The following is a 24,284-nucleotide window of genomic DNA, read 5'->3' on the forward strand; positions in this document are numbered from 1 at the left end:
CCGGAACTGTCGGAGGTGGCGGCTAGCCTGCGCCGCATGAGCACGCGCCTGGTGAACCTGGTGATCGACGCGGCGCGGCCGGAGGCCCTGGCGGGCTTCTGGGCCGCGCTGCTCGGCTGGCGCGTCGCCGTGGAGCCCGATGGCGAGGTCGACGTCCGGGCTCCGGCGACCGACGGCTGGGACCTGGACCTCGTCTTCCTCCCGGTGCCCGAGCCCAAGGAGGTGAAGAACCGGACCCACCTCGACCTGGCGAGCAGGACCGCCGCGCACCAGGCCGAGCTGGTGCGGCGCGCCCTGGAGCTGGGCGGGCGCCACGTCGACGTCGGGCAGGGTGACGTGCCGTGGGTGGTGCTGGCGGACCCCGAAGGCAACGAGTTCTGCGTCCTCGAGCCGCGCGAGAAGTACGCGGATTCGGGCGCGGTGGCGGCGATCCTGGTCGACACCCACCACCCGGAGCCGCAGGCCGCGTTCTGGGCGCGGCTCACCGGCTGGCCGATCCAGGACCGGGAGGGTGACGTCCTGGTCGGCCTGCGCGCGCCGTCGGGCCGCGGGCCGTGGCTGGAGTTCCTCCGCACCACCGACGTCAAGAGCGTGAAGAACCGGATCCACCTGGACATCGCGCCGCCGGCCGGCGCGGACCACGCGGCGGCGGTGGCGGAGATCGTCGCGCTCGGCGCGGCGCCCGCGGACCTGGGCGGTCCCTCGCTGCCGTGGCGGATGCTGGCCGATCCGGAGGACAACGAGTTCTGCGTGCTGACCCCACGCTGACCTAGCTTGGGATCATGGAGACCTTCGAGTGGCACGGGCGCCGGATCGCCTGGGACCGCGCCGGAGCCGGGCCCGCGGTGGTGTTCTGCCACGGCACGCCGTGGTCGTCGTGGCTGTGGCGCCCCTTCGCCGAAGCGCTGAGCGACGACTTCACCGTCTACCTCTGGGACATGCCCGGCTACGGACGGTCGTCCAAGGACTCCGGTCACGCGGTCGACTTCGGCGTCCAGGCCGAGGCGTTCCAGGCGCTGCTCACGCACTGGGGTCTCGACCGGCCGCACGTCGTCGCCCACGACTACGGCGGCGCCGTGTCGCTGCGCGCCCACCTGGTCCACGGGGTGCCGTACGCGTCGCTGCTGATGGCCGACGTCGTGGCGATCCCGCCGTCGGGCTCGCCGTTCTTCCGGCTGGTCAAGGAACACCCGGACGTGCTCGCGCAGGTGCCGCCGTACATCCACGAGGCACTGGTCCGGGCCTACATCGGCAACGCGAGCTTCCGCGAGCTGCGGGAAGCCGACCTCGCGGAGCTCACCGCCCCGTGGCTGGGCGACGAGGGCCAGCCGGCCTTCTACCGCCAGATCGCCGCTTACGACGAGCGCTACCTGGTCGAAAACGAGGAGCGGCTCGGCGGGATGGACCTCCCGGTGCGCGTGCTCTGGGGCGTCGAGGACACGTGGATCCCGGCCGAGACCGGCGAACGGCTCGCCGCCGGCATCCCCGGCGCGACGTTCACCCCGCTCGCCGGCGCCGGCCACCTCGTCCAGCTGGACGCCCCGGTCGCGCTGGCGACCGAGCTGCGGTCCTGGCTGACGCGTGTTTCGCCCGGGTTGCCGGGGCGCGCCGAACGCTGACCTGCGCGAAACACCGGCGTCCTGGCGCGGCAACAACCCCGCGGGACCGTGGTGACATGGAGACCTCTCGAGCGTTGCCCCAGCCGGGCCGGACGGCCGTCGTCGAGGAGCCCGCCACCCGGTCCGCCTGGCGGGTGCGGGTCCGGATGCACGACCACCCGGGCACGCTGGCCCGCCTCGCGATCCGGCTCGCCGACCTCGAGTGCAACATCCTCGGCCTGTCCGTGCTGCCGGTGCCCGGAGGTGTGCTCGACGAGATCGTGCTGCGCCCCGCGATCGGCCTGCCCCGGCGCCGCCTGGTCGAGGCCCTCCGCGCCGAGGGCTGTGAGTGCACCGCGATCATCGACGCCGACGTCCACGAGCTGGTCGACCCGTCGTCGTCGACGCTGCTGGCGGCCCGCCGCGCGATCGACGACCCGGCCCGGCTCACCGAGGTGCTGAAGGAGGTGCTGGCCGCCGACGTCGTCACGCTGGTTCCCGCCGCGGAGGCCAACCCGGCCCGCACCGAGAGCGGGCACCGGGCGGTGTTCGAGGTGGGCGCGGGCCAGGCGCTGGTGGCGCGCCGCCAGTGGGCGCCGTTCGTGCAGCTGGAGCTGACCCGCGCCGAAGCGCTGGTGACGCTGCTCGCCGCGACGGTCCGGAACGTCGCCGGCCCGGTGGTCCTCGACCGCCCCGACGGCGCCGCGATCGTCCTGCGCAAGGGACTGCCCGGCGACGCCGACGCGGTGTCCGAGCTGCACCGCCGTTGCTCGATGGCCACGCTCTTCCGGCGCTACCACACGGGAGTGCGGACGGTCCCGCGCCGCTGGCTGCACCGGCTGCTGGTGCCGCCGCGCGGCACGAGCGTGCTCGCCGTGTTCGGCCGCGAGGTGATCGGCCTGGCCCAGCTCATCCCGGCGGCCACCGGCGAGGCCGAGATCTCCCTGCTGGTGGAGGACGACTGGCAGCGTCAGGGCATCGGCACGGCGCTGCTGTCCCGGCTGGCGGTGCTCGCCGAGGCCCAGGGCATCACCGAGCTGAAGGCCGACTGCCTCCCGGGCGACGACGTCCTGCCCCGCACCGCGGCCCGCGCGGGCCTGCGCACGGAACGCGGCCCCGAGGACGAGGCGAAGCTCAGGCTGTTCCTGCCCGCTTGAGCCGGGTCAGCGCTTCCAGAACCAGTCCTTGTCGCGCGCTTCGCGCAGGGCGGTCTTCTTGCGCTCGGCGGTGAGCCGGTCGAGGTAGAGGACGCCGTCGAGGTGGTCGGTTTCGTGCTGCAGGCACTGCGCCAGCACGTCTTCGCCCTCGACCTCGATGGGCTGGTTGTGGATGTCGACCCCCCGGACCTTGGCGTGCACTGCCCGCTTGGTGGGGAACCACAGCTCCGGAACGGACAGGCAGCCCTCGTTGATCTCGTGCGTCTCTTCGGACAGCTCGACGACCTCGGGGTTGACGACGTACCCGCTCAGCCCGGCGACGTCATAGCTGAAGATCCGCAGCCCGACCCCGATCTGCGGCGCGGCCAGCCCGGCCCGCCCGTCCGGCTTGACGGAGTCGACCAGGTCCCGCACGAGAGCCTCGAGCTTCTTGTCGAAGACGGTGACCGGATCACAGACGGACTTGAGGATCGGGTCCCCGAAATAGCGCAGTTCGCGCATGGCCATGAGCAGAACATCCTTCGTGCGAGTCGGACTGGCAGCTTAGGCCAGCCCGGAACCGGCCCGCCGGGCAATCGGAAACCGGCGGCCACGGGGCCGGGCTTGCGGTCCGCGGCGGGCGAAGCGAGGTTGGTTGCGAAGCTGAGTTGGCCACGAGGCCAGGCCTGCGGTGAGGCCGATTTGGCCGCGCGAGGCCGGCCAGCCGCGAAGCCTGGCCAGCGAGGTCATGCGTGCCGCGAAGCTGAGTTGGCCGCGCGCAGCTGAAGTCGGCCGCGAAGCTGAACCGGTCGCCGCGCCAAGCCGGCCGTGGTGCCGAGATGGCCGCGAGGCTGGGTTCCTCGCGCTCGCCAGGCCAGCCGCGAAGCCGGACCTGCGGCGAGGCCGGGCCAGCCGCCAACCCGAGCTGCCGCTCGGCCGGAGTCGGGGGCCGTCGCTCAGGCTCGTAATCGTAGGCCGGAGGGGGTTGCTCGGAATCCTGCCTCCCTCAGTACCTCCGCCAGCTCCGAAGTCAGCGCCTGCTCGCCGTCCGCGCGTTGGACTGACAGCTGGCCCAGCCAGCCTTCGCGGACCGCTGCCGACAGGGCCTGGGCCGCGTCCGACAAGGGTTGGCGTTCCTCCGTGAAGCTCAGCAGTGATCGTCCTCCTCGCTCTACGTACAGCGCCGGGACTCCGTCCACCAGTACCGCCAAAGCTCCGGCCTTACGGGCCGGGCGGTGCTTTGTGTCGCCTGTTGCGGCCGGCCAGGGGAGTGCCGCGCCGTAGGGCTGGGCCGGGTCGGCTGCTGCCAGCACCACTGCTCGTCCGGGCGCTGGGCGGCCGGGGCCGGAGAGGGCGCGGAGGCGGTCGACCGCTCCCTTGGCCGCGAACTGGGCCGCGCCCAGGCCCTCCACCACGTAACCGCGGATCACCTGGCCGGTGTCTTCCATGCCGCGGAGCACCTTGTAGATCCCGGAGAACCCGCCGGTGACCCGTTCGGTGTCCAGCGCGCCCCGGGTCAGGACGCCGTGGCGCTCCAGGAACGCCTCGGTCCGCGCGTGGGCTCGCCGGGTCGCGTCGGTTTCGCGGACCGGGGTCAGCGCCCAGCGGCCGGCGACCGTCGGCGGCCCGGACCGCGAAGGCATCTGCGGCCGCCCCGCCCGCAGCCGTGCGTACCGGCCGCGGGGTGCTTGCCGCCGCGGTTTGTGGGCTCCGTGCCCGGCGACCTGGGCCCGCAACGGCCCCAGTGTGTCGCCCGTGACCAGCCCGGCCCACACCAGGTCCCACAGCGCGGCCACGACTTCAGCGTCACTCGGCGCCTTCTCCACCAGCACGGTCGCGCGGTCCACCAGCTGGCGGAAGAACAGTGCTCCACCCTCCAAAGTGGACACGATCGCGTCGTGCAGCGGGCCGGTCGGGATGTCCTCGACCACCTCGGGCAGCAGCAGGTCGGCGACGTCGGTAGGGGCGAGGGCGATCCAGCCGTCCCCGCCGGACAGCGCGCCGCAGCCCGCCCACGTGACCTCGCCCGCCGTCGTCAGCTCGTCCAGCAACGCGGGGGAGTAGCCCGGCAGCCGGCCGGGCAGGATCAGCGACTCCACCGCGCTCGCCGGCAACGGCGCCCCGGCGAGCTGCTCGACCACCGACAGCACGTCGTCCGCCGTCGGCGCCGCCCGGACGCGGCCGCCGAACCCGTGCCACGACGGCAGGAACCGGCCCAGCGCCGCCGGTTCGACCGGCTCCACCTCGGCCCGCAGCTTCGCCAGCGACGCCCGCCGCAGCCGCCGCAACACCGCCGAATCGCAGTATTCGATGCCGACACCATGGGTGTCCGGATGTCCGACCGGGCTCAGCTCGCCTCGGACGAGACGCCCCTCCCCGGTCATCCGGTCGAGGACACCGGTGACGACCGCCATGCCGAGCCCGAACCGCTCGGCCACCGTCGCGGCCGCGAACGGGCCCCGGCTCCGGGCGTAACGCGACAGCAGGTCGCCGAGCGGGTCCGCGACCGGTTCGGTGAACGCCTCGGGCACGCCCACCGGCAGCGCGGTGCCCAGCGCGTCCCGCACCTTGCCGGAGTCCTCGATCGCCAGGAACCGTTCCGTGCCGCCGATCCGCACCCGGATCGCCCGCCGCGCCGCTTCCAGCTCGGTGAGCCACTCGGCCTGGATTCCGCGCTCGGCCGCCTCTTCGACGGTCAGGTCGCCGAGGAACCGCAACAGGTCGGCGGCGTCTTCGGCCGAGCGCGCGTGGCGGTCGGGATCGAGCCGTTGCAGCGACCGCTCCACCTCGGTGACCGCTTCGGGATCCAGCAGCTCCCGGATCGCCTCGGTGCCCAGGAGCTCGGCCAGCAACGCCGAGTCCAGCGACAGCGCCGCCGCCCGCCGCTCGGCCAGCGGCGCGTCCGTCTCGTACAGGAACATCCCGACGTAACCGAAGAGCAGGCTGCGCGCGAACGGCGAGGCGGCCGGCGTCTCGACCTCCACCAGCCGGACCTTGCGCGCCCGGACGTCGGCCATCAGCTCACGCAGCCCGCCCACGTCGTAGACGTCCTGCAGGACTTCGCGCATCGCCTCCAGGACGACCGGGAACCGCTCGTACTTCGCCGCGACCGACAGCAGCTGCGACGCGCGTTGCCGTTGCTGCCACAGGGGAGTGCGGCGCCGCGGGTCCCGGCGCGGCAGCAGCAGCGACCGCGCCGCACACTCCCGGAACCGCGCCGCGAACACGGCCGAGCCGCCGACCTCGGCGACGATCAGCTGCTCGACCTCTTCGGGATCGAGCAGGATGTCGTCGGCGCTGATGGTGACGTCGGCGCCCTCGGCGTCCAGCGCGTCCGGGAGCCGCAGCACGATGCCGTCGTCGGAGTGGGCGATCTGCGCGTCGACCCCGCGGTTTTCCCGCAGCCGCGCGGCGATCGCCAGCGCCCACGGCGCATTCACCTGCGCGCCGAACGGCGAGTGCACGACGATCCGCCAGTCGCCCAGCTCGTCGCGGTAGCGTTCCAGCAGGATCGTCCGGTCGTTCGGCACGTGGCGGGTCGCGGACTTCTGCTCCGCCAGGTAGGCGAGCAGGTTGTCACACGCCCGCTCGTCCAGACCCGCCGCGGTGGCCCGCTCCCGCGCCTTGACGTCGTCCGATGTGGACAGTTCGCGGACGAACTTCCCCAGCGCCCGGCCGAGTTCCAGCGGACGGCCCGGCGCGTCGCCCTTCCAGAACGGCATCCGCGCCGGCTCGCCCGGCGCGGGCACCACGATGACCCGGTCGTGCGTGATGTCGGTGATCCGCCACGACGACGTGCCCAGCAGGATGGTGTCGCCGACCCGCGACTCGTACACCATCTCCTCGTCGAACTCGCCGACGCGCGAACCGGGCTTGTCGTCCCCGCCCGGGGTCATCACGGTGAACAGCCCGCGGTCCGGGATGGTGCCGCCGGAGGTGACGGCCAGCCGCTGGGAACCCGGCCGCCCGCGCAGCTCGCCGCTGATCCGGTCCCAGGTGATCCGCGCCCGCAGCTCGCCGAACTCCTCGCTCGGGTAGCGGCCCGCGAGCATGTCGAGCACCGCGTGCAGCGCGTCGTCCGGCAGGGAGGCGAACGGCGCCGCCCGCCGCACCAGCGAGGCCAGGTCCGGCACGGCCCACGGTTCGAGCGCCACCATCGCGACGACGTGCTGGGCCAGCACGTCCAGGGGGTTGCGCGGGTAGCGGACCGCCTCGATCGCGCCGCTCGCCATCCGCTCGGCGACCACCGCGCAGGAGACGAGGTCACCGCGGAACTTGGGGAACATCACCCCGGAGGACACCGCGCCGACCTGGTGCCCGGCCCGGCCGACACGCTGCAGCCCGGACGCCACCGTCGGCGGCGCCTCGATCTGCACCACCAGGTCGACCGCGCCCATGTCGATGCCCAGCTCCAGCGACGACGTCGCCACCACGCACGGCAGCCGCCCGGACTTGAGGTCCTCCTCGACGTGGGTGCGCTGCTCCCGCGACATCGAGCCGTGGTGCGCCCGCGCGATCACCGGCGCCGCGCCGGTGCTCACCCCGGACTGCCCGACGGCTTCGGCCGGGAACGTGTCGCTCGGCGTGAGCTCGGTCTGCTCGGCGGCGAGCTCGTTGAGCCTCGCGGTCATCCGCTCGGTGAGCCGCCGCGAGTTGGCGAACACGATGGTCGAGCGGTGGGCCCGGATGAGGGCCAGCACCCGTTCCTCCACCGCGGGCCAGATCGACGGCCGCTGCACCGGGTTGCCCTCGATCTCCTCCAGCGTGCCCAGGCCGCCGGGCGCGATCTCGCCCGGCGGGAACACGGTGGTCAGCGACTCCAGCTCGTCGAGCGGGCTCGGCGCCGGCCCGCCGCGGGGCGCGTCGAGGTTGCTCATGTCCTCGACCGGGACCTCGACCCGCACCTCGATGGTCTTCGCCAGCTTCGGCTGGACGACCCGCACCGGACGGCCGCCGGCCAGGAACGCGCTCACCTCGTCGACCGGGCGGACCGTCGCCGACAGGCCGATCCGCTGGGCCGGCTTCGGTAGCAGCGAATCCAGCCGCTCCAGCGAAAGCGCGAGGTGCGCGCCGCGCTTGCCGCCGGCCACCGCGTGCACCTCGTCGACGATCACGGTCTCGACGCCGCGCAGCGACTCCCGCGCCGACGACGTGAGGATCAGGAAGAGCGACTCCGGCGTCGTCACCAGCACGTCCGGCGGGGTCTTGCCGAACGACCTGCGCTCGGCCGCGGTGGTGTCGCCGGTGCGCATGCCGACCTCGATCTCCGGCACCGGGAGGCCGAGCCGCCGCGAGGCCTGCGAGATGCCGGCGAGCGGCGCGCGCAGGTTCCGCTGGACGTCGACGGCGAGGGCCTTCAGCGGCGAGACGTAGAGGATCCGGCAGCGTTTGGTGGCCTCCGCCGGCGGCGGCTCCACCGACAGGCGGTCCAGCGCCCAGAGGAACGCCGACAGCGTCTTGCCGGACCCGGTCGGCGCGACGACGAGGGCGTGCTCGCCCGCGTGCGCCGCCCGCCAGGCGCCTTCCTGCGCCGCGGTGGGCGCCGCGAAGGCCCCCGCGAACCAGTCCCGGGTCGCGGGGGAGAAGAGGTCGAGCACGTCACCTGCCACGTCGTCCATCATGCGCGGCACCACCGACAGTTTCCGGCGAGCTTGCCAGGATCACGCTCTCGGCGAACTGCGGATAAGTGACGTCGACCTTCGGCTCGTCGGTGATCAACCGGTACTCGCGGTCGAGCGGCGCCCAGTACGAAAAAGGTGCCTGGCCCAGCTTGGAGTGGTCGGCCAGCACGTACGCCTCGCCACCCGCGTGGAGCATCGCGTGCTTGACCACCGACTGCTCGAGTGAGGGGCAGCACAGGCCACGCTCGGCCACCAGGCCGTCCGCGCCCAGGAACACCCGGTCGGGTGAGATGTGCCGCAGCTGCGCCAGCACGCTCTCGCCCAGGATCGCTTCGTTGGGGTGCCGCAGCCGGCCGCCGAGGACGATCAGGTCGATCCCCGCGAAGCCGGCCAGCTCGCGGATGGCGTTGACGCCGTTCGTGACCACGGTCAGCCCCTCGCGGTGGGCGAGGTGACGGGCGAGCCGCCCGGTGGTCGTGCCTGCGTCGAGCAGCACGACCTCGCCGTCGCGCACCAGCGCGGCGGCTTCCCGGGCGATGGCGTCCTTCGCCGCCGCGTGCTCGTGGTCCTTCTCGCGAGGACTGCGTTCGGTGTCGAGCGCGCCGCCGTACGTGCGCACGACGTGCCCGGCCCCGGCGAGCGAGGCGAGGTCGCGCCGGATCGTCGACTCCGAGACGCCGAACTCTTCGGCCAGCTCCGTGATGCCACCCGAGCCGTCGCGGACGGCTTCGAGCAGCATCGCGCGCCGGTCACGGGTTCCTGGTCGCGGCTGGGACATGCGCCAAGTCTTCCACGGGAGCGGGCTTGAGCCCGAAGAACGCCAGCGCCGCGGCCACGGCGAGGAATGCGGCCAGGACGACGAACCCGGTGGTCGCGCTGCCGGTGACGTCGGTGAGCCAGCCGACCAGGTAGGGCCCGGCGAAGCCGCCGAGGTTGCCCAGCGCGTTGATCAGGCCCATCGCCACGGCGACGACCTCGATGCCGAGGATCCGGCTGGGGATGGCCCAGAACGGCCCGTACGGCATGTAGACGCCGGTCGCGACCACGCAGAGCAGCACCAGCTGCACCGCCGCCGGCCAGTGGACGAGGTTGCCGAGCAGCAGCCCGGCGATCGCGACGAGCAGCGGCACGGTGACCGCGAGCCGCCGGTTGCCGGTCTTGTCCGACCAGTGCGCGCACGCGACCATCCCGGCCAGCGCCAGGACGTACGGCACGGCCGACAGGAACCCGACGGCGGTGGCCGAGCCGCCGGTCATCGTCTTCACCACCGACGGCAGCCACAACGAGAACCCGTAGAAGCCGGTGATCCAGAAGAAGTAGACGCCGATCAGCAGCAGCACCTGCCGGTTCGCGAGCGCCTGCCGGTAGCCGAGCTTCGCGAACGCCGGCTTCGCGTCTTCTTCGGCCTTCAGCGTGGTTTCGAGGTAGTCGCGTTCCTCGGACGAGATCCACCGCGCCTTCGACGGCCGGTCGGCCACCGCGAACCACCAGACGACGGCCCACAGCAACGGCGGCAGCCCTTGGATCACGAACACCCAGCGCCACGACATGTGGTCGAGCATCAGGCCCGACAACGGCGACATGACGATCGCCGAGATCGGCAGGCACGTCATCCACAACGCGTTCGCCCGCGCGCGTTCCGCCTGCGGGAACCACGACGCCAGGAGAATCAGCACCGCGGGCCAGACGCCGCCTTCGAACAACCCCAGCAGCAGCCGCGCGAGGTGCAGCTGGGTCTCGTTCTGCACCAGGCCGCACAGCACCGCCGCGACCGCCCACGCGACCATCAGCACCAGCACCGTCTTGCGGGCGCTCCACTTCACCGCCAGCACGGCCGCCGGGATCTGCAGCACGAGGTAGCCGAGGAAGAAGATGCCGCTCGCCAGCCCCTTCGCGCTGGCGGACAACGGGAAGTCGTCGCCGATGTAGGGCAGGATCACCGCGACGTTCGTGCGGTCGAGGTAGGCCAGCATGTACATGACCACCGCGACCGGGATCACGTACGCCCAGCGCTTGCGGGGGATCACCGGACGCCCGGTGGGTAGATGGCGGGCAGCTTCCGCGCGTACGGCGCCAGTGTCGCCGCGGCCTTGAACGCCGCGACCATCGTGCCGTGCGAGGCCCGGCCGGTGCCGGCGATGTCGAACGCCGTGCCGTGGTCGACCGACGTGCGCAGGATCGGCAGGCCGACCGTCACCGAGACCGTGCCGTCGAAGTCGTACGTCTTCGACGCGATGTGCCCCTGGTCGTGGTACAGCGACAGCACACCGTCGAACCGGCCCTGGATCCCTTGGTGGAACACGGAATCGGCGGGGATCGGGCCGACGACGTCGAGCCCGGCGACCCGCGCGGCGGCCACCGCGGGGGCGATCGCGATGATCTCCTCGTCGCCGAACTTGCCGTTCTCCCCGCCGTGCGGGTTCAGCGCCGCCACGGCGAGTCTCGGTTTCTCGGTGCCGAACACTTCGAGCGCCGTGTAGGCCTCCCGGATCGCGTGCTCGATGTTCTCCCGGGTGATCTGGTCGATCGCCTGGCGCAGCGAAAGGTGCCGGGTGGCGAAGAAGATCTTCAGGCCGGACACCCAGAACATCGTGTTGAACCGGGTCGACCCGGTGAGCTCGCCGAGCATCTCGGTGTGCCCGAGGTGCTGTGAGCCGGCCGCCCAGATCGCCTCCTTGTTGATCGGCGCGGTGACGACCGCGTCGACCTCGCCGGCCAGCGCGAGCCGGGTGGCCACTTCGATCGCGCCCACGGCGGCGGCGCCCGCGGTCGCGTTCACCTCGCCCCACGGCAGGTCCTCCCGGACGACACCGAGGTTGAGGATGTCGATCACCCCCGGGGTGAAGCGCGCGTCGGCGACCGTGGCGATCGGGTTGATCTCCAGGTTCAGGCCGAGGTGGCGGACCAGGCGTTCCAGCACGATCGCGTCACCGACCGCGACCCCGTGCGCCAGCTGCAGGGACTCGGGCTCGGCGAGGGTCTTGAGGGTGATCTCCGGGCCGATGCCGACGGGGTCGCCGAGGGTGACGGCGAGGATGGGGAGGTCGCTCACGGGTTCTTCCTTCCGGTGGCCAGCACGTGGTTCAGGTGTTCCAGACAGGCGACGGCGGCGTCGCGCCCGCCGATCAACCCGCCCTTGGTGGCGAAGGGCAGCCCGGTGTGCGGGCCGCCGGAGAGCCGCCCGGCGACCGCGAGCGGCAGCACTTCGGTGTCGATCTCGAAGCCGTCGGCTCCGAGCGCCTTCGTGATCTCGACGGCGATGTCGCCGCCGGTGGCGTAGAGGCCGCCGATCCGGTGCGCGCCGAGGACCAGCCGGGCGGCTTCCCCCAGCGCCGGGGGGATCTTCGCGGCCACCTCCGGATCCACCGGCGTGCCCGGGGCGGGCGCCCGGGTCCGGATACCCACCACACGGTGCCCGGCGGCGAGGAGTTCGCCCGCGGCCGCGGCGATCGACGGCGGATCGAGCTTCTCCGGATCGACGTCGACGTACCGCGCGTCCAGCACCAGCTCGGTTTCCAGCAGCTGGTCGTGCGTTTGCCCGGTGATGCTGCCGACCACGGCGAGCACCGGCGGGACGGTGCCGTGGCCGGGCGCGAGGCCGAGCGCCGCGGCCAGCCGGACGCCGAACGGGCCCGAGTCCACCGAGATCCACCGGGTGCCCTCGGCGGCCAGCCGGGCGGCGGCGCGGGCCACGGTGGTCAGGTGCCGGTTCGTGGTGGCGTCGCAGACGACGATCGCGGCCGGGCGACGCAAGGCCGCCTCGACCGCGTCCACCCCCTCTTCGACGACGTCCAGTGGTAGTTCGGCGATCTCCCGGTCGGTGGGCTGCAGGAGCGCGCGGATCCGCGACGTCTTCACCGGGGCCAGCGGGTCGCGTGACGCGGGGCTTTCGGCCAGCGGCACGCCGTCGACCAGGTGCAGCCCGCCGAGGGTGACCCGCCCGGCGTCCGGGAACGCGGGCACGACAAGGGCGCGGGCGTCCGGCGCCGAGGCCAGGACGGCTTCGGTCTCCACGCCGACGTTGCCACGCAGTGTCGTGTCCACGCGCTTCACCGTCAGCTCCACCGGCCCGGCCACTTCGATCGCGGTCCGCACCGCCTGCGCGGCGTGTGGTGGCGAGGCGTGGCGGGTACCCAGGTTCACCACGAGGGCGTCGATCCCGCTCTCCGCGCGGAAGCAGGGCGCGTCCGGTTCGAGCGGCGCGTTGACGGAAACCGCGCGCAGCCCGAACCGCGCATACAGCGCTCCGGTCGCGTTGCTGCCGGTCAGGTCGTCCCCGAGGACGAGCAGCTTCGGCACCGAACCCTCCCTTCTGCGCGATCTGTGCAACTCGGATGATCGAACTGCGCAACTATCGTGCACCGAGATCACGTCCCGAGTCAAGGAGCGGCGACTTTCGCGGGTCCGCACGCACGGTCACCGCGCGCATGGCAGCATCACGGCGAACGCCGTCAAGGCGTGTTTTTCGTGAAGGGGAGTGCTGTGCGGATCCTGTCGGTGGACCTCGGGACGTCCAACACCGTCGCCGTGCTTTCGGCGCACGGTATGCCGCCCCGGGTCGTCGAGGTGGACGGCTCGGCCAACATGCCCTCGGCGGTGTTCGCCACCGAAGAGGGCACGATCATGGTCGGCCGCGACGCCGAGCGCCGCGCCCGCCTCGACCCGACGCGCTTCGAGCCGAACCCCAAGCGCCGCATCGACGAGCAGACCCTGCTGCTCGGCACCGACGTCGTCCCGGTGACCGACGCGCTGGCCGCCATCCTGCGCCGCGTGCTCGAAGAGACGTCCCGCCAGCTCGGCGGCGAGCAGCCCGACGAAGTCCGGCTGACCCACCCCGCGCAGTGGGGCCAGACCCGCCGCAACGTGCTGATGTCCGCCGCCCGGCTCGCCGGGATGGGCCCGAACATCCTGCTGGTGCCCGAACCGGTCGCCGCGGCGGCGCACTTCGCGTCGTTCCCGGGCAAGGCGCTGGCCCCCGGCCAGGCGCTCGCGGTCTACGACCTCGGCGCGGGCACCTTCGACGTCGCCGTCGTCGGCGCCACGCAGAACGGCTTCACCGTGCTCGCCGAGGACGGCCTGCCCGACCTCGGCGGCCTCGACGTCGACCAGGCGCTGATGGTGCACGTCGGGCGCGAGGTCTCGCACTCCGACCCGCAGCGCTGGCAGCGGCTGCTGCGGCCGGAGTCGACCGCGGACCGGCGCACGCGGCGCGCGCTGCAGGAGGACGTCAAGGCGGCCAAGGAGGCGCTGTCGCGGCACCCGCAGACCGAGGTGCCGATGCCCGAGCCGTTCAAGGACGTCCTCGTCACGCGCGGTGAGCTGGAAGGCCTGGTCCGCCCGGCGATGCTGCGCAGCGTCGAGCTGCTGTCGCGGACGCTGCGCTCGTCCGGGCTGGCCCCGGACCGGCTGGCCGGCATCTACCTCGTCGGCGGGTCGAGCCGGCTGCCGCTGGTCGGCACGATGATCGCGGAGAAGCTCGGGGTCGTGCCGGGCAGCCTCGACCAGCCGGAGACCGCCGTCGCGCTCGGCGCCCAGCACGTCGCCCGCGACGGGCTGGGGACGCGCACCCAGAACGTCGAAGGGGCGGTGGCCGCCGGCGCGCCGCCGCAGCGCCCGCAGTACGCGCCGCCGTCGCCTCCGCCGCAGTACCCGGGGTACGCGCCGGCGAACTTTCCGCCCAACGGCCCGCAGCAGATGTCGAACTTCCCCTCGTACTCGCCCGCGCCCGAGCCGGCCGAGCCGAAGCCCGGCGGGAAGAAGAAGCTGTTCATCGGCATCGCGGTCGCGGTCGTCGTGGTGCTCGCCGCCGGGCTGACCTTCTTCCTGACGTCGTCGTCCGCCACGACCACCTACACCGCCGACCAGTGCAAGACGCCCGGCCAGGCCGACGACAAGGGCCTCACCGGCTGCCTGCGCCAGCTCGCCGGGAAGATCGCCGACACCGGCGACTGCAAGCCGGGCATGGGCAACGGCCCGGCGGCGCCGGCGGAGAACCTCGGCGCGGCCTCGACCTGCTCGGCGCCGGGCCGCGCGGGCACGCAGGTCACCTACGTCCAGGGTGACAGCGCCGACGCGCTCAAGCAGTACACCGACGGCCTGCTCAGCTCGGCGGGCGGCGACCGCACCGAGGCCGACTGGGGTGGCAACGGGCTCAAGGGCCACTACTCGTCGGCCGCCGGCAAGACGTCGGCGGTGCTCGTGTTCACGGTGTCCGACCGGCCCCTGGTGGGATTCATCTACCAGCTGAACTCGAGCGACCAGGCCGCGGCGACCACACCGGGCACCCTCGCCGACTACTTCGAGGCGAGCGTCCAGCCCGGCGAGTAGCCACCGGGCGCGAACGGGCCGTTCGCGCCGCCCGGATACCATGGGTCCGATGCGGATCACGGTTTTCCGGCGCCTGATGGCCGAGGAGTTCGGCCCCGGCCGGGCCCAGGTGCTGGCCAGGGACCACGTGCTCAGCGCGCTCGGCGGGCGCACCGTCGACCAGGCGCTGACCGCGGGAATTTCGGCGAAAGAGGTCTGGCGGGAGGTCTGCGCCGCCTTCGACATCCCACCCGAACGGCGCTGACCTGCGCGGATCCGCCCAGGTCATGACCCGGGCGGGCGAAAATCCTAGCGCAAGGGTGTGTCGCTGCCGACCTCGAACAGGTGTTCGTCTATGGTGTTGTCCACATCGGGTCCAGCGATCCACAGATTGGGCGCCGCGCCTGGAATTGTCGGTCCCCGCCGCTAGCGTCGGACCGGACAGCTGAAGAACAGACAGACAAGAGCCCTCGACGGGGCTCGGACCAGCGAGGTGGACTTCCATGCCTGCAGCACCCGACAAGGACAAGGCGCTCGAGCTCGCGCTCGCGCAGATCGACAAGCAGTACGGCAAGGGCTCGGTCATGCGGCTCGGCCAGGACGGCCGCGCGCCCGTCTCCGTGATCCCGACCGGCGCGATCGCCCTCGACGTCGCCCTCGGCATCGGCGGGCTGCCCCGCGGCCGCGTGATCGAGGTCTACGGCCCGGAGTCCTCCGGTAAGACCACGGTCGCCCTGCACGCCGTGGCGAACGCGCAGAAGAACGGCGGCATCGCGGCGTTCATCGACGCGGAGCACGCGCTGGACCCGGAGTACGCCAAGAAGCTCGGTGTGGACACCGACGCGCTGCTCGTGTCCCAGCCGGACACCGGTGAGCAGGCGCTCGAGATCGCGGACATGCTGATCCGCTCCGGCGCGCTCGACATCCTGGTCATCGACTCGGTGGCCGCGCTCGTGCCGCGCGCCGAGATCGAGGGCGAGATGGGCGACTCGCACGTCGGCCTCCAGGCCCGCCTGATGAGCCAGGCGCTGCGCAAGATGACCGGTGCGATGAACAACTCCGGCACCACCGCGATCTTCATCAACCAGCTGCGCGAGAAGATCGGCGTCATGTTCGGCTCCCCGGAGACGACGACCGGTGGCAAGGCGCTGAAGTTCTACGCTTCGATCCGGCTCGACGTGCGCCGCATCGAGACGCTCAAGGACGGCGGCGAGCCGGTCGGCAACCGCACCCGCGTCAAGGTCGTGAAGAACAAGATGGCCCCGCCCTTCAAGCAGGCCGAGTTCGACATCCTCTACGGCCACGGCGTCTCCCGCGAGGGTTCGCTCATCGACATGGGTGTCGACCAGGCGATCCTGCGCAAGTCCGGCGCCTGGTACACCTACGAGGGCGACCAGCTCGGCCAGGGCAAGGAGAACGCGCGGAAGTTCCTGCGCGACAACCCGGACATCGCCAACGAGATCGAGAAGCGCATCAAGGAGAAGCTGGGCATCGGCGCGCAGGTCGACGCCGAGGCCGTCGAGGCTGTGCCGGCGCCGGTCGACTTCTGATCGAGGTCGTCGGGGATGGGGGAAGTGAGCTCGCGGAGTGCGCTCGCCTTGATCCCCGCCGCCGTGTTTTCCGGGGGTCGAACCCCGGACCCCCGCCAGGGGGGCAAGCCCCCTGGACCCCCGGTGTGGTCGCGCTGTGTGGTGAGCGCGGCTTTGAAGGCTCTGTGAACAACGAGGAGTGATCGAGGTGGCGAGGGCGCCCAAGGTCCCGCCGGCCGAGTTGCCTCCCGAGGAGCGGTACAAGAAGGCCAAGGAGATCTGTTACGACCTCCTGGCCGTGCGTGCGCGTACTCAGGAGGAGCTCCGGCAGGCGTTGCGCCGCAAGGGGTTCGACGAGGAGACCAGCGAAACCCTGCTCGGCAAGCTGGACCGGGCCGGGTTGGTGAACGACGCCGAGTTCGCCGAGCTGTGGGTGAAGTCCCGGCACGAGACCCAGGGGCTCTCCCGCACCGCGCTGATGGCCGAGCTGCGGCGCAAAGGCGTCGACGACGAAGTCGCGGCGCAGGCGGCGGGTGAGGTCGACCGCGAGTCCGAGGAGCAGATGGCCAGGGAGCTGGTCCGCAAGCGCCTCGGATCGCTGGGCAACGTCGACGAGCAGACGGCGCTGCGCCGGCTGCTCGGCTTCCTGGCCCGCAAGGGTTATCCCCAAGGGCTGGCGTACACGGTGATCAAGGAGGAGCTCCGCGAGTACGGCGCGGAGTCCACCCTTCTCGACGACGCCTACATCGACTGACCTCGCGGTTGTCTCACGCCGTGGTGACCGGCACCGCCTCCCGCTCGGCCGGCCTGCGCCGGTCCGAGCGGTGCTTGCGGACGACCAGCAGCAGCACCGCCAGCAGCGCCATCACCACACACGTGACCACGGCCGAAAGCACCAGGAACTCGTCCAGCTCACCCGCCGCCAGGTACGCGCCCAGCGCCACGGCGACCAGTGCGCACACCGCTCGGTCCACAATGGACTCCATCGACAGCAGCGTCGCGCGGTAGCGGGAGTCCGGGATGGAGTCGTTCAGCAGCTGCTTCTGGACGGGGAACGAAATCCCCGTCGCCACCGCGAAGACGCACAGCAGCACCACCGTCGGGAAGGAGCCCAGCGGGACCACAAAACCCAGGCACAGCGCCATCACGACCGTCAGTGTGAACACCGTGCCCACCGGGCCGATCGCCCGGCGGAGGCGGTGCGGGCGGGCCGCGCCCAGGGCTTCGAACACCGTCATCGCGGCCAGGACCGCGCCGTACCAGTTCACCGACAGGGACTTCGACTCCAGGATCGGCTGGAACAGGTTCACCTGGCAGATCCGCACGAGCGTGAACATCGCGATGCCCTGCACCATCAGCAACATCAGCCACCGCGACGAACGCAGCGCCGACAGCGCGCCGCCGACTCCGGCCAGCAGCGACGCCGTCTTGCCCGCGGCGCGGCGGCCGCCCGGGATCGCCGGGAGCTTCAGTGCGAACAGCAGGGCCACCGCGGCGTTGATCGCCGTCAGCCAGTACGGGGAAGGGAGGTTCCACGTCATCAACAGGCCGATCACCGGCCAGTACACGATCTTGCCGACCAGGCTGTACGCGCGGCCGACCCCTTCCACGCGCAGGTAGTGTTCCCCGGAGCCGTGAGCGTGCAGGTACTCGTACAGGTACGCGCTCTGGGCGCCGGAAACCAGTGAGCGCGCCAAGGCGATCAGGATGAAGTGCACCAGGAACCCGGTGTACGAGCCGGAAAGCACCGGCACCAGGTTCGCCGCCACGAGTACGCCAGCACCCGTGGCCAGCGAGGTGCGGTAGTCGAACCGGTCGGCGATCATCCCGGTCGGGATCTCCAGCAGGCAGAACACGAGGTAGTAAATGCTCTGGATGCCGAAGATCTCGCCGTCGGAGAGCCCGGAAAGCTTCTGGTACTGGTAGAAGATCGGCACCCACAGCAGCAGGCCGAAGAAGAACTGGAACCCGTAGGTCAGCCGGACGGTGCGCTGCACGGCCGGTGGTGCGGGCAGGCGAAGGCCCAGCATGGTGAGGTCTCCCGGAAGAAGGTCAGGCCGAATAGGGGCGCAGCTGCACGATGTGGACGTGGTCGCCGTCGGCGAGCCACTCGATGTCCACCGGCGAGCCGAACGTGTAGTCCGGCGAGAAGTGGCCCTGCAGCAGCCGGCCGGCGATCGCCAGGCGCTGCAGCTGGTCGTGGGCCCGCGCGTCGAGGTCCGCCGCCGCGTCGCCGAGCGACACCGTGCGGCCACCGCCCTCGACCGTCGAGTACAGGTACTGCATGGGCAACGCCGAACCGTCGACGACGTCGGTCACGCGAGGCGACACGTTGACGTACACCGTGCGGAAGTCCGCGCGGTTCATCGGGTTCGTCGTCACGAGCACACCGCCGAAGTCGGCCGAGACCTGCTCCTGGATCACCACGCCCATGTAGCACTCGTCGAGGGAGATCCCGGCCTGCCGCCGCAGCCGGACGCTGCGCACCGACACCAGTGAAGCCCAGACTTCCTTGACGCTGGCGAAGATCCGCTCGGCCGTCGTGACGTGGTTGAGCGACTCGTAGATCCCGGCGGCCGAGAACCCGGCGAGGTCTTCGGCGTTCGACGAGCTGCGTACGACGAACGTCCGCACGCCCGCGAGCTGGGACACCAGCGCCGAGTCGATCTCGCCGGCGAGCGCGCCCGGCATCCGGGCCGACCGGATCAGCGCCTGCAGCTCGACGCACAGCGGCTCGATCTCCCGCGCGTCCAGCTCCAGGGCCATCTTCAGCTTGCCGATGGCCTGCTGGATCCGCGGTGACGACTCCAGGAACCGCCGCTGCAGCGAGAACGGCAGCGCGATGCCGCGGGGCACACGGACGTGGTCGTCGAGCAGCCGGTGGGCCGCGGCGGCCAGGTCGGTCGCCGAGGCGCAGGCGGGGATGTCCAGCAGCCGCGCCAGGTGAGGGAGGAGGTTGTCCCGCGGCGGCCGCGGCACCTGGTAGAAGCCGAGCAGCCGCTGCGAGCCGTGGGCCAGCACGTGGTGCAGCTCGCCGAGGTTCGCCGCCTTCGTGCCGTAGCGGTACCGGTCGGCCGCGCGCAGCCGCGCGAGGTTCAGGATCGGGCTGTGCTCGGCTTCGGGCTCCTCCAGCGTGACCCGCTGGGCGTACCAGGACGGCGGAGTCGTCCCGGCCGGCTCCTCGACCTCCCGCCAGGACACCGCCGACGCCTGGGCGTCCACCGTGTACTCGACCCACTTGCCGTCGAGGCCGCGGCGCTCGATCTCGGCCAGCGCGCCGAGCTGGACGGCGTTCGGGATCTGCCAGCCGGTGGCCAGCACGTTGGTGTGCGACAACGGCGTGGTGTGCCGGGCGTTGACGATGCCGGCCAGGCGCGGGACGTCGTCGGGCACGCGGTCCATCACGATGATGTCCGACCAGTCCAGCGTCGCGGCCCGGTACTCGGCCTCGCTGCGGAACGCGCGTAGCCGGCCCGTGGCCGTGCCCGGGTTCAGCGCGACGAACGGCGCCGTCGAGAACAGCTCGTGCGCGAACACCCGCGGCAGCTCGGCGGCCGGGATCTCCCGGACGAGCCGTTCCTGCCGCTGGTTGGCCGGCTTGAACAGCAGCGGCAGCGCCGGGTCGACGTACCGCGCGACGAAGGCGTGGAACTCGCGGATCAGCTCGGCCGGCATGGTGTCGACCTCGACCGTCTCCAGCGAAAGCATTCGCGGGTGCTGGGCGAGGATGCCGAGCAGGAACCGGCGGTCCGGCGCGTGGTAGAACGCCTGGTTGTACTCGTCGATCTCCGCGCGCACGCGTTCTTCGGGGATCCCGAGGATCTCTTCGCCGATATAGATCGCGTGAAAGGAATGGCGCGCGTCGTTCAGGAAGTGGATGACCGACTTTTCGCGGTCCACCACGACCTTGACGAAGGAATAACCACCGAGGGTGCCGCCCAGCTGGTGGAGGGCGGACAGCGAAAGACGTTCGCCGATGAGTGCGGCGACGTTCTCGGGGGCGGGACTGGGGGCGACCACATCGGTCAGGGACACCGGATCTCCTCGCTCGAAACAGCGAGGAGGAACGATAACAGGGTGTGAATCACCGACCGTGGCGCAAATGGCCCGCTCACTGGCACAAACGGGCGAACGCATGACCGCCGCCACACCCGTTGGGAGCACCGTTCCAGCGCGTGGGAACGGTGCTCCCGGAATCCGGACGTCGATTCCGCCGTTCGGGTCCGTAATTCCGCGGGGTGATCTCGGCTACAGCTTCGCGGCTTCCGCGGCCAGTTTCTCGATCGTCGCGGAATCGAGCGAGGCCGTCAGCCACGAACCGCCGATGCAGCCGACGTTCGGCAGCGCCAGGTACGAAGGCGCTGAAGCGACCGTGATCCCGCCCGTCGGGCAGAACTTCAAGCCGGGCAACGGACCCGCGATCGACTTCAGGTACGCGACGCCGCCGGACGCCTCCGCCGGGAAGAACTTCAGCGCCGTGAGCCCGCGTTCGGCCAGCTTCATCGCCTCCGACACCGTGCTCGCGCCGGGCAGGAACGGCAGCCCGGTCTCGAAGCACGCGTCGACGACCGCGTCGGTGCAGCCGGGCGTCACGAGGAACTTCGCGCCGGCGTCGGCCGCCTGCTTCGCCTGGTCCGGCGAGGTGACTGTGCCCGCGCCGAGGACGATGTCCGGCACCTCGGCCGCGACACGCTCGATGGCGGACAACGCCGCCGGGGTGCGCAGGGTCAGCTCGATGACCCCGATCCCGCCGGCGAGCAGCGCCCGCGCCGTGGGCACCGCGTCGTCGGCGTCGTCGATCACCACGACGGGCATCACGGGGGACAGCTCGAGCAGGTCCTGACCGGTGGTCACTGACCGACCTCCTGGGTTGCGAAAGCGGGCGTTCCGAAGTGCTCCGGCGTCAGGCCGCCGAACACCGAAGCGCCCTGGTCGGCGGGGCCGACGGCACGGCGCAACGCGGCGAACAGCTCTCGGCCGGTGCCGGTCCAGGATGCTTCGGACGGCGGTGCGTCCACAAGCTCACGCCGGGCGAGTTCTTCGTCACCGACCAGCACGTCCAGCGAGCCCGAAGACGCGTCGAGCCGGATGACGTCGCCGTCGGCGATGCGCGCGATCGGGCCGCCCGCCGCGGCTTCCGGCGTCACCTGGATCGCGGCCGGGATCTTGCCCGACGCGCCCGACATACGTCCGTCGGTGAGCAGCGCCACGGCGTGCCCGCGGTCCATCAGCACACCCAGCGCGGGGGTGAGGCCGTGCAGCTCCGGCATGCCGTTCGCCTGCGGGCCCTGCTGCCGGAGCACCACGACGACGTCGCGGTCCAGCTCGCCGGCCTCGAACGCCGTCTTGAACGCCTCCTGGGAGGTGAACACCCGGGCCGGCGCCTGGACGACCCGGTGCTCGGGCGCCACGGCGGACACCTTGACCACCGCACGGCCGAGGTTGCCCTCGACCATTCGCAGCCCGCCGTCCGCGGCGAAGGGCCGCCACGCCGGGCGCAGCACCTCTTCGTCGAGGCTGCGGGTGGGGACGTCGCGCCAGACGAGCTCGCCGTCGGACAGGATCGGCTCGGCGCGGTAGCGCTGCAGCCCGAACCCGGCGACCGTGTGCACGTCCTCGTGCAGCAGCCCGGCGTCGAGCAGCGTGCCGACCAGGAACTGGATGCCACCGGCGGCGTGGAAGTGGTTGATGTCGGCGCTGCCGTTGGGGTAGACCCGCGCCAGCAGCGGCACGACGGCCGAGAGGTCGGAGAAGTCGTCCCAGGTCAGCTGGATGCCCGCCGCCGCGGCGACGGCGACCAGGTGCATCGTGTGGTTGGTCGAGCCGCCGGTCGCGAGCAGCGCGATGACGCCGTTCACGAACGCCTTCTCGTCGAGGATCCGCGAGACCGGCGTGTACTCCTCGCCGCGCGAAATCGCGACGATCCGCCGTCCGGCCTCCTCGGTCAGCGCCTGACGCAGGGCCGAACCCGGCTGGACGAAGCTGGCGCCGGGCAGGTGCAGGCCCATCACCTCGACGACCATCTGGTTCGAGTTGGCCGTGCCGTAGAAGGTGCAGGTGCCGGCGGAGTGGTAGGACGCCGCTTCGGCGTCGAGGAGGTCTTCGCGCGTCGCGAGGCCCTCGGCGTACAGCTGCCGGACGCGCGCCTTCTCCTTGTTCGGCAGGCCGGAGTTCATCGGCCCGGCGGGAACCAGCACGGCCGGCAGGTGCCCGAACGACAGGGCGCCGATCAGCAGGCCGGGCACGATCTTGTCGCAGACGCCCAGCAGCAGGGCCGCGTCGAACATGTCGTGCGAGAGGGCGATCGCCGTCGACATCGCGATGACCTCGCGGCTGAAGAGGGACAGCTCCATGCCCGCGCGGCCCTGGGTGATGCCGTCGCACATCGCGGGGACCCCGCCTGCGAACTGGGCGACCCCGCCCGCGGAGCGCACCGACTTCTTCAGCCAGGCCGGGTACTCCTGCATCGGCTGGTGCGCCGAGAGCATGTCGTTGTAGGACGAGACGATCGCGACGCCCGGGGCGCGCGCGGCCCGCAGGGCTGCCTTGTCGCCGCCTTCCATGGCGGCAAAGCCGTGGGCGAGGTTGCTGCACGCGAGGCCGCGGCGGACCGGGCCTTCTTCGTGCGCTTCGGCCGTGCGGCCGAGGTAGGCGGTGCGGGTCGCGGCACTGCGCGCGGTGATGCGGGCGGTGACTTCGGCGACGGTCGCGTTCAGGGAGGTGGGGCTCATGTCCGGCTCCGGATCACTGGTGTGTGGTGGTCCGCGGGACGGCAGCGCTGACGCCTCTGGGTCGTGACACTGGCCACAGTACCTCGGGAAAACGCCGAATCAAAATCGATTCAGAAGATCCACCCGCGTGACCCCGATCACCCCGGGAACCGTTAGTGTGCTAGTTGTCACATCTGCACGACGCGTGGCAAAGCCCTACGGCGAGCGATCGCCCGGCCGGCTCCCTGCCAGCCCCACCACCACCGGGAGGAATGATGTCCACCTCCGAGATCGCCGAGCTGCGGCGAACCATCGGCCAGCTCAGGCAGTGCGTCGGCGCACTGCGCTCTCGTTACGGCGACGCGTCGGCGGTGCGCCGGCTCGCCAACGACGTGGAGCGCCTCGACATCGACACCGCGGACCTCGACGGCACGCCGCTGGCCGTGCCCGCCCAGGCGAAACCCGCCGAGCGCGTCCCGGTACCCGACACCCCCTACGACCCGTCGCTGTGGCACGGCGCGGACGACGAAGGCGTCGGCGGCTACAAGCGCGACCAGCGGTGAGCGCTCCGGCTGACAACGGCGTCGGCACCGGCGTCCGGTCCCCGAAGCGGGCCCGGATCGCCGAACGCACCCTGCGGACCGACCGATGGTGGCTCCAGCCCCTGCTCACCGTGCTCGGGCTGGGCGCCTTCATCATCTACGCGACGGTCCGGTCGTTCGTGCGCACCGCTTACTGGGTGCCGGACTACCACTACCTGACGCCGTTCTACTCCCCGTGCCTGTCCACCTCCTGCGTCGAGGGCTCGAGCCACTTCGGACACTGGTTCGGCGACCTGCCTGGGTTCATCCCGCTCGGGTTCGTCGTGTTGCCGTTCCTGCTCGGGTTCCGCCTGACCTGCTACTACTACCGCAAGGCCTACTACCGGGCCGTGTGGTTCTCGCCGCCCGCGTGCGCGGTCGCCGAACCGAAGGCGAAGTACACCGGCGAGACGCGGCTGCCGCTGATCATCCAGAACGTCCACCGCTACTTCTTCTACGTCGCGCTGGTCGTCTCGCTGGTCAACACCTACGACGCGATCACCGCGTTCCACGGCAAGACCGGCGGCTTCGGCTTCGGGCTGGGCAACCTCATCCTGCTCGCGAACGTCGTCCTGCTCTGGGCCTACACGCTTTCCTGCCACTCGTGCCGGCACGTCACCGGGGGCAGGCTGAAGCACTTCTCCAAGCACCCGGTGCGGTACTGGATCTGGACCCAGGTGACCAAGCTCAACACCCGCCACATGGCGCTGGCCTGGACGACGCTCGGCACGCTGGTGCTGACCGACTTCTACGTCATGCTCGTGGCCAGCGGCGCGATCTCGGACCTGAGATTCGTCAACTAG

General features: G+C 71.7%; 19 protein-coding genes. 9 read left to right on the plus strand and 10 right to left on the minus strand.

Annotated elements, in window-relative coordinates; genetic code table 11:
- The first annotated feature begins 36 nt into the window (after positions 1-36).
- The 3 genes from ACZ63J_RS17240 (at position 37) to ACZ63J_RS17250 (ending at position 2,755) form a co-directional block, all read left to right on the plus strand.
- Entirely contained in the window at positions 37-768 is a 732-nt protein-coding gene (locus tag ACZ63J_RS17240) for a VOC family protein (protein WP_465404876.1), read from the plus strand.
- Between the two features lie 14 nt (positions 769-782).
- Complete coding sequence (locus ACZ63J_RS17245; RefSeq protein WP_465404874.1) at positions 783-1,619, plus strand: alpha/beta fold hydrolase; 837 nt, start codon at positions 783-785, stop codon at positions 1,617-1,619.
- 74 nt (positions 1,620-1,693) lie between these two features.
- Positions 1,694-2,755: a GNAT family N-acetyltransferase gene (locus ACZ63J_RS17250; RefSeq protein WP_465405036.1), complete on the plus strand. Its 1,062-nt coding sequence runs from the start codon at positions 1,694-1,696 to the stop codon at positions 2,753-2,755.
- 6 nt (positions 2,756-2,761) lie between these two features.
- Here the strand turns inward: ACZ63J_RS17250 and def are convergent, their stop codons facing one another.
- From def to ACZ63J_RS17280, 6 genes are all read right to left on the minus strand, one after another.
- A complete protein-coding gene (def, locus tag ACZ63J_RS17255; protein ID WP_465307895.1) occupies positions 2,762-3,262 on the minus strand; it encodes a peptide deformylase in 501 nt (166 codons plus the stop codon).
- A 428-nt stretch (positions 3,263-3,690) separates the two neighbouring features.
- A complete protein-coding gene (locus ACZ63J_RS17260; RefSeq protein WP_465404872.1) occupies positions 3,691-8,355 on the minus strand; it encodes a DEAD/DEAH box helicase in 4,665 nt (1,554 codons plus the stop codon).
- On the minus strand, positions 8,333-9,133 hold the full coding sequence (locus ACZ63J_RS17265; protein WP_465404870.1) for a DeoR/GlpR family DNA-binding transcription regulator: 801 nt from the start codon (positions 9,131-9,133) through the stop codon (positions 8,333-8,335). Before ACZ63J_RS17265 ends, ACZ63J_RS17260 begins: the two co-directional genes overlap by 23 nt.
- A complete protein-coding gene (locus ACZ63J_RS17270) occupies positions 9,105-10,382 on the minus strand; it encodes an MFS transporter (protein ID WP_465404868.1) in 1,278 nt (425 codons plus the stop codon). The genes ACZ63J_RS17265 and ACZ63J_RS17270 overlap by 29 nt, the downstream gene beginning before the upstream one ends.
- A complete protein-coding gene (gene pdxA, locus ACZ63J_RS17275) occupies positions 10,379-11,407 on the minus strand; it encodes a 4-hydroxythreonine-4-phosphate dehydrogenase PdxA (protein WP_465404866.1) in 1,029 nt (342 codons plus the stop codon). The genes ACZ63J_RS17270 and pdxA overlap by 4 nt, the downstream gene beginning before the upstream one ends.
- Positions 11,404-12,654: a four-carbon acid sugar kinase family protein gene (locus ACZ63J_RS17280; RefSeq protein ID WP_465404864.1), complete on the minus strand. Its 1,251-nt coding sequence runs from the start codon at positions 12,652-12,654 to the stop codon at positions 11,404-11,406. Before ACZ63J_RS17280 ends, pdxA begins: the two co-directional genes overlap by 4 nt.
- A 183-nt stretch (positions 12,655-12,837) precedes the next feature.
- Here ACZ63J_RS17280 and ACZ63J_RS17285 point away from each other — a divergent pair, with 183 nt between their 5' ends.
- The 4 genes from ACZ63J_RS17285 to ACZ63J_RS17300 all read left to right on the plus strand — a co-directional run bounded on the left by ACZ63J_RS17285 (position 12,838) and on the right by ACZ63J_RS17300 (position 16,944).
- Positions 12,838-14,682 carry an Hsp70 family protein gene (locus ACZ63J_RS17285; protein WP_465404862.1) on the plus strand — a complete coding sequence of 615 codons (1,845 nt, stop codon included), beginning with the start codon at positions 12,838-12,840 and terminating at the stop codon, positions 14,680-14,682.
- Positions 14,683-14,731: 49 nt separating this feature from the next.
- Positions 14,732-14,926, plus strand: a complete 195-nt coding sequence (locus ACZ63J_RS17290; RefSeq protein ID WP_465404860.1) for a DUF3046 domain-containing protein — start codon at positions 14,732-14,734, stop codon at positions 14,924-14,926.
- 238 nt (positions 14,927-15,164) lie between these two features.
- Positions 15,165-16,211 carry a recombinase RecA gene (gene recA, locus ACZ63J_RS17295; RefSeq protein ID WP_465307879.1) on the plus strand — a complete coding sequence of 349 codons (1,047 nt, stop codon included), beginning with the start codon at positions 15,165-15,167 and terminating at the stop codon, positions 16,209-16,211.
- A gap of 187 nt (positions 16,212-16,398) precedes the next feature.
- Complete coding sequence (locus ACZ63J_RS17300; protein WP_465307877.1) at positions 16,399-16,944, plus strand: regulatory protein RecX; 546 nt, start codon at positions 16,399-16,401, stop codon at positions 16,942-16,944.
- A 13-nt stretch (positions 16,945-16,957) separates the two neighbouring features.
- Here the strand turns inward: ACZ63J_RS17300 and ACZ63J_RS17305 are convergent, their stop codons facing one another.
- The 4 genes from ACZ63J_RS17305 to edd all read right to left on the minus strand — a co-directional run bounded on the left by ACZ63J_RS17305 (position 16,958) and on the right by edd (position 22,921).
- Entirely contained in the window at positions 16,958-18,220 is a 1,263-nt protein-coding gene (locus ACZ63J_RS17305; protein WP_465404858.1) for an MFS transporter, read from the minus strand.
- A gap of 22 nt (positions 18,221-18,242) precedes the next feature.
- The gene (locus ACZ63J_RS17310; protein WP_465404856.1) at positions 18,243-20,225 is read right to left on the minus strand and encodes a PEP/pyruvate-binding domain-containing protein; all 1,983 of its coding nucleotides are present in this window, start codon (positions 20,223-20,225) and stop codon (positions 18,243-18,245) included.
- Between the two features lie 213 nt (positions 20,226-20,438).
- Complete coding sequence (gene eda / locus ACZ63J_RS17315) at positions 20,439-21,044, minus strand: bifunctional 4-hydroxy-2-oxoglutarate aldolase/2-dehydro-3-deoxy-phosphogluconate aldolase (RefSeq protein ID WP_465342242.1); 606 nt, start codon at positions 21,042-21,044, stop codon at positions 20,439-20,441.
- A complete protein-coding gene (edd, locus tag ACZ63J_RS17320; protein ID WP_465404854.1) occupies positions 21,041-22,921 on the minus strand; it encodes a phosphogluconate dehydratase in 1,881 nt (626 codons plus the stop codon). The genes eda and edd overlap by 4 nt, the downstream gene beginning before the upstream one ends.
- Positions 22,922-23,175: 254 nt before the next feature.
- Here edd and ACZ63J_RS17325 point away from each other — a divergent pair, with 254 nt between their 5' ends.
- Both ACZ63J_RS17325 and ACZ63J_RS17330 read left to right on the plus strand, forming a co-directional pair.
- Positions 23,176-23,463 (plus strand): hypothetical protein, encoded by a 288-nt coding sequence (locus ACZ63J_RS17325; RefSeq protein WP_465307867.1) that lies wholly within the window; start codon positions 23,176-23,178, stop codon positions 23,461-23,463.
- Positions 23,460-24,284: a hypothetical protein gene (locus tag ACZ63J_RS17330; protein ID WP_465307865.1), complete on the plus strand. Its 825-nt coding sequence runs from the start codon at positions 23,460-23,462 to the stop codon at positions 24,282-24,284. Before ACZ63J_RS17325 ends, ACZ63J_RS17330 begins: the two co-directional genes overlap by 4 nt.

The organism is Amycolatopsis sp. NPDC104863 (assembly GCF_055582965.1).

Bases quoted from the DNA above. Each gene is read 5' to 3' on its own strand.
- ACZ63J_RS17240 (WP_465404876.1), top strand. From the start codon at position 37: ATGAGCACGCGCCTGGTGAACCTGGTGATCGACGCGGCGCGGCCGGAG.
- ACZ63J_RS17245 (WP_465404874.1), top strand. From the start codon at position 783: ATGGAGACCTTCGAGTGGCACGGGCGCCGGATCGCCTGGGACCGCGCC.
- def (WP_465307895.1), bottom strand. From the start codon at position 3,262: ATGGCCATGCGCGAACTGCGCTATTTCGGGGACCCGATCCTCAAGTCC.
- ACZ63J_RS17260 (WP_465404872.1), bottom strand. From the start codon at position 8,355: ATGATGGACGACGTGGCAGGTGACGTGCTCGACCTCTTCTCCCCCGCG.
- ACZ63J_RS17265 (WP_465404870.1), bottom strand. From the start codon at position 9,133: ATGTCCCAGCCGCGACCAGGAACCCGTGACCGGCGCGCGATGCTGCTC.
- ACZ63J_RS17290 (WP_465404860.1), top strand. From the start codon at position 14,732: ATGCGGATCACGGTTTTCCGGCGCCTGATGGCCGAGGAGTTCGGCCCC.
- recA (WP_465307879.1), top strand. From the start codon at position 15,165: ATGCCTGCAGCACCCGACAAGGACAAGGCGCTCGAGCTCGCGCTCGCG.
- ACZ63J_RS17305 (WP_465404858.1), bottom strand. From the start codon at position 18,220: ATGCTGGGCCTTCGCCTGCCCGCACCACCGGCCGTGCAGCGCACCGTC.
- edd (WP_465404854.1), bottom strand. From the start codon at position 22,921: ATGAGCCCCACCTCCCTGAACGCGACCGTCGCCGAAGTCACCGCCCGC.
- ACZ63J_RS17325 (WP_465307867.1), top strand. From the start codon at position 23,176: ATGTCCACCTCCGAGATCGCCGAGCTGCGGCGAACCATCGGCCAGCTC.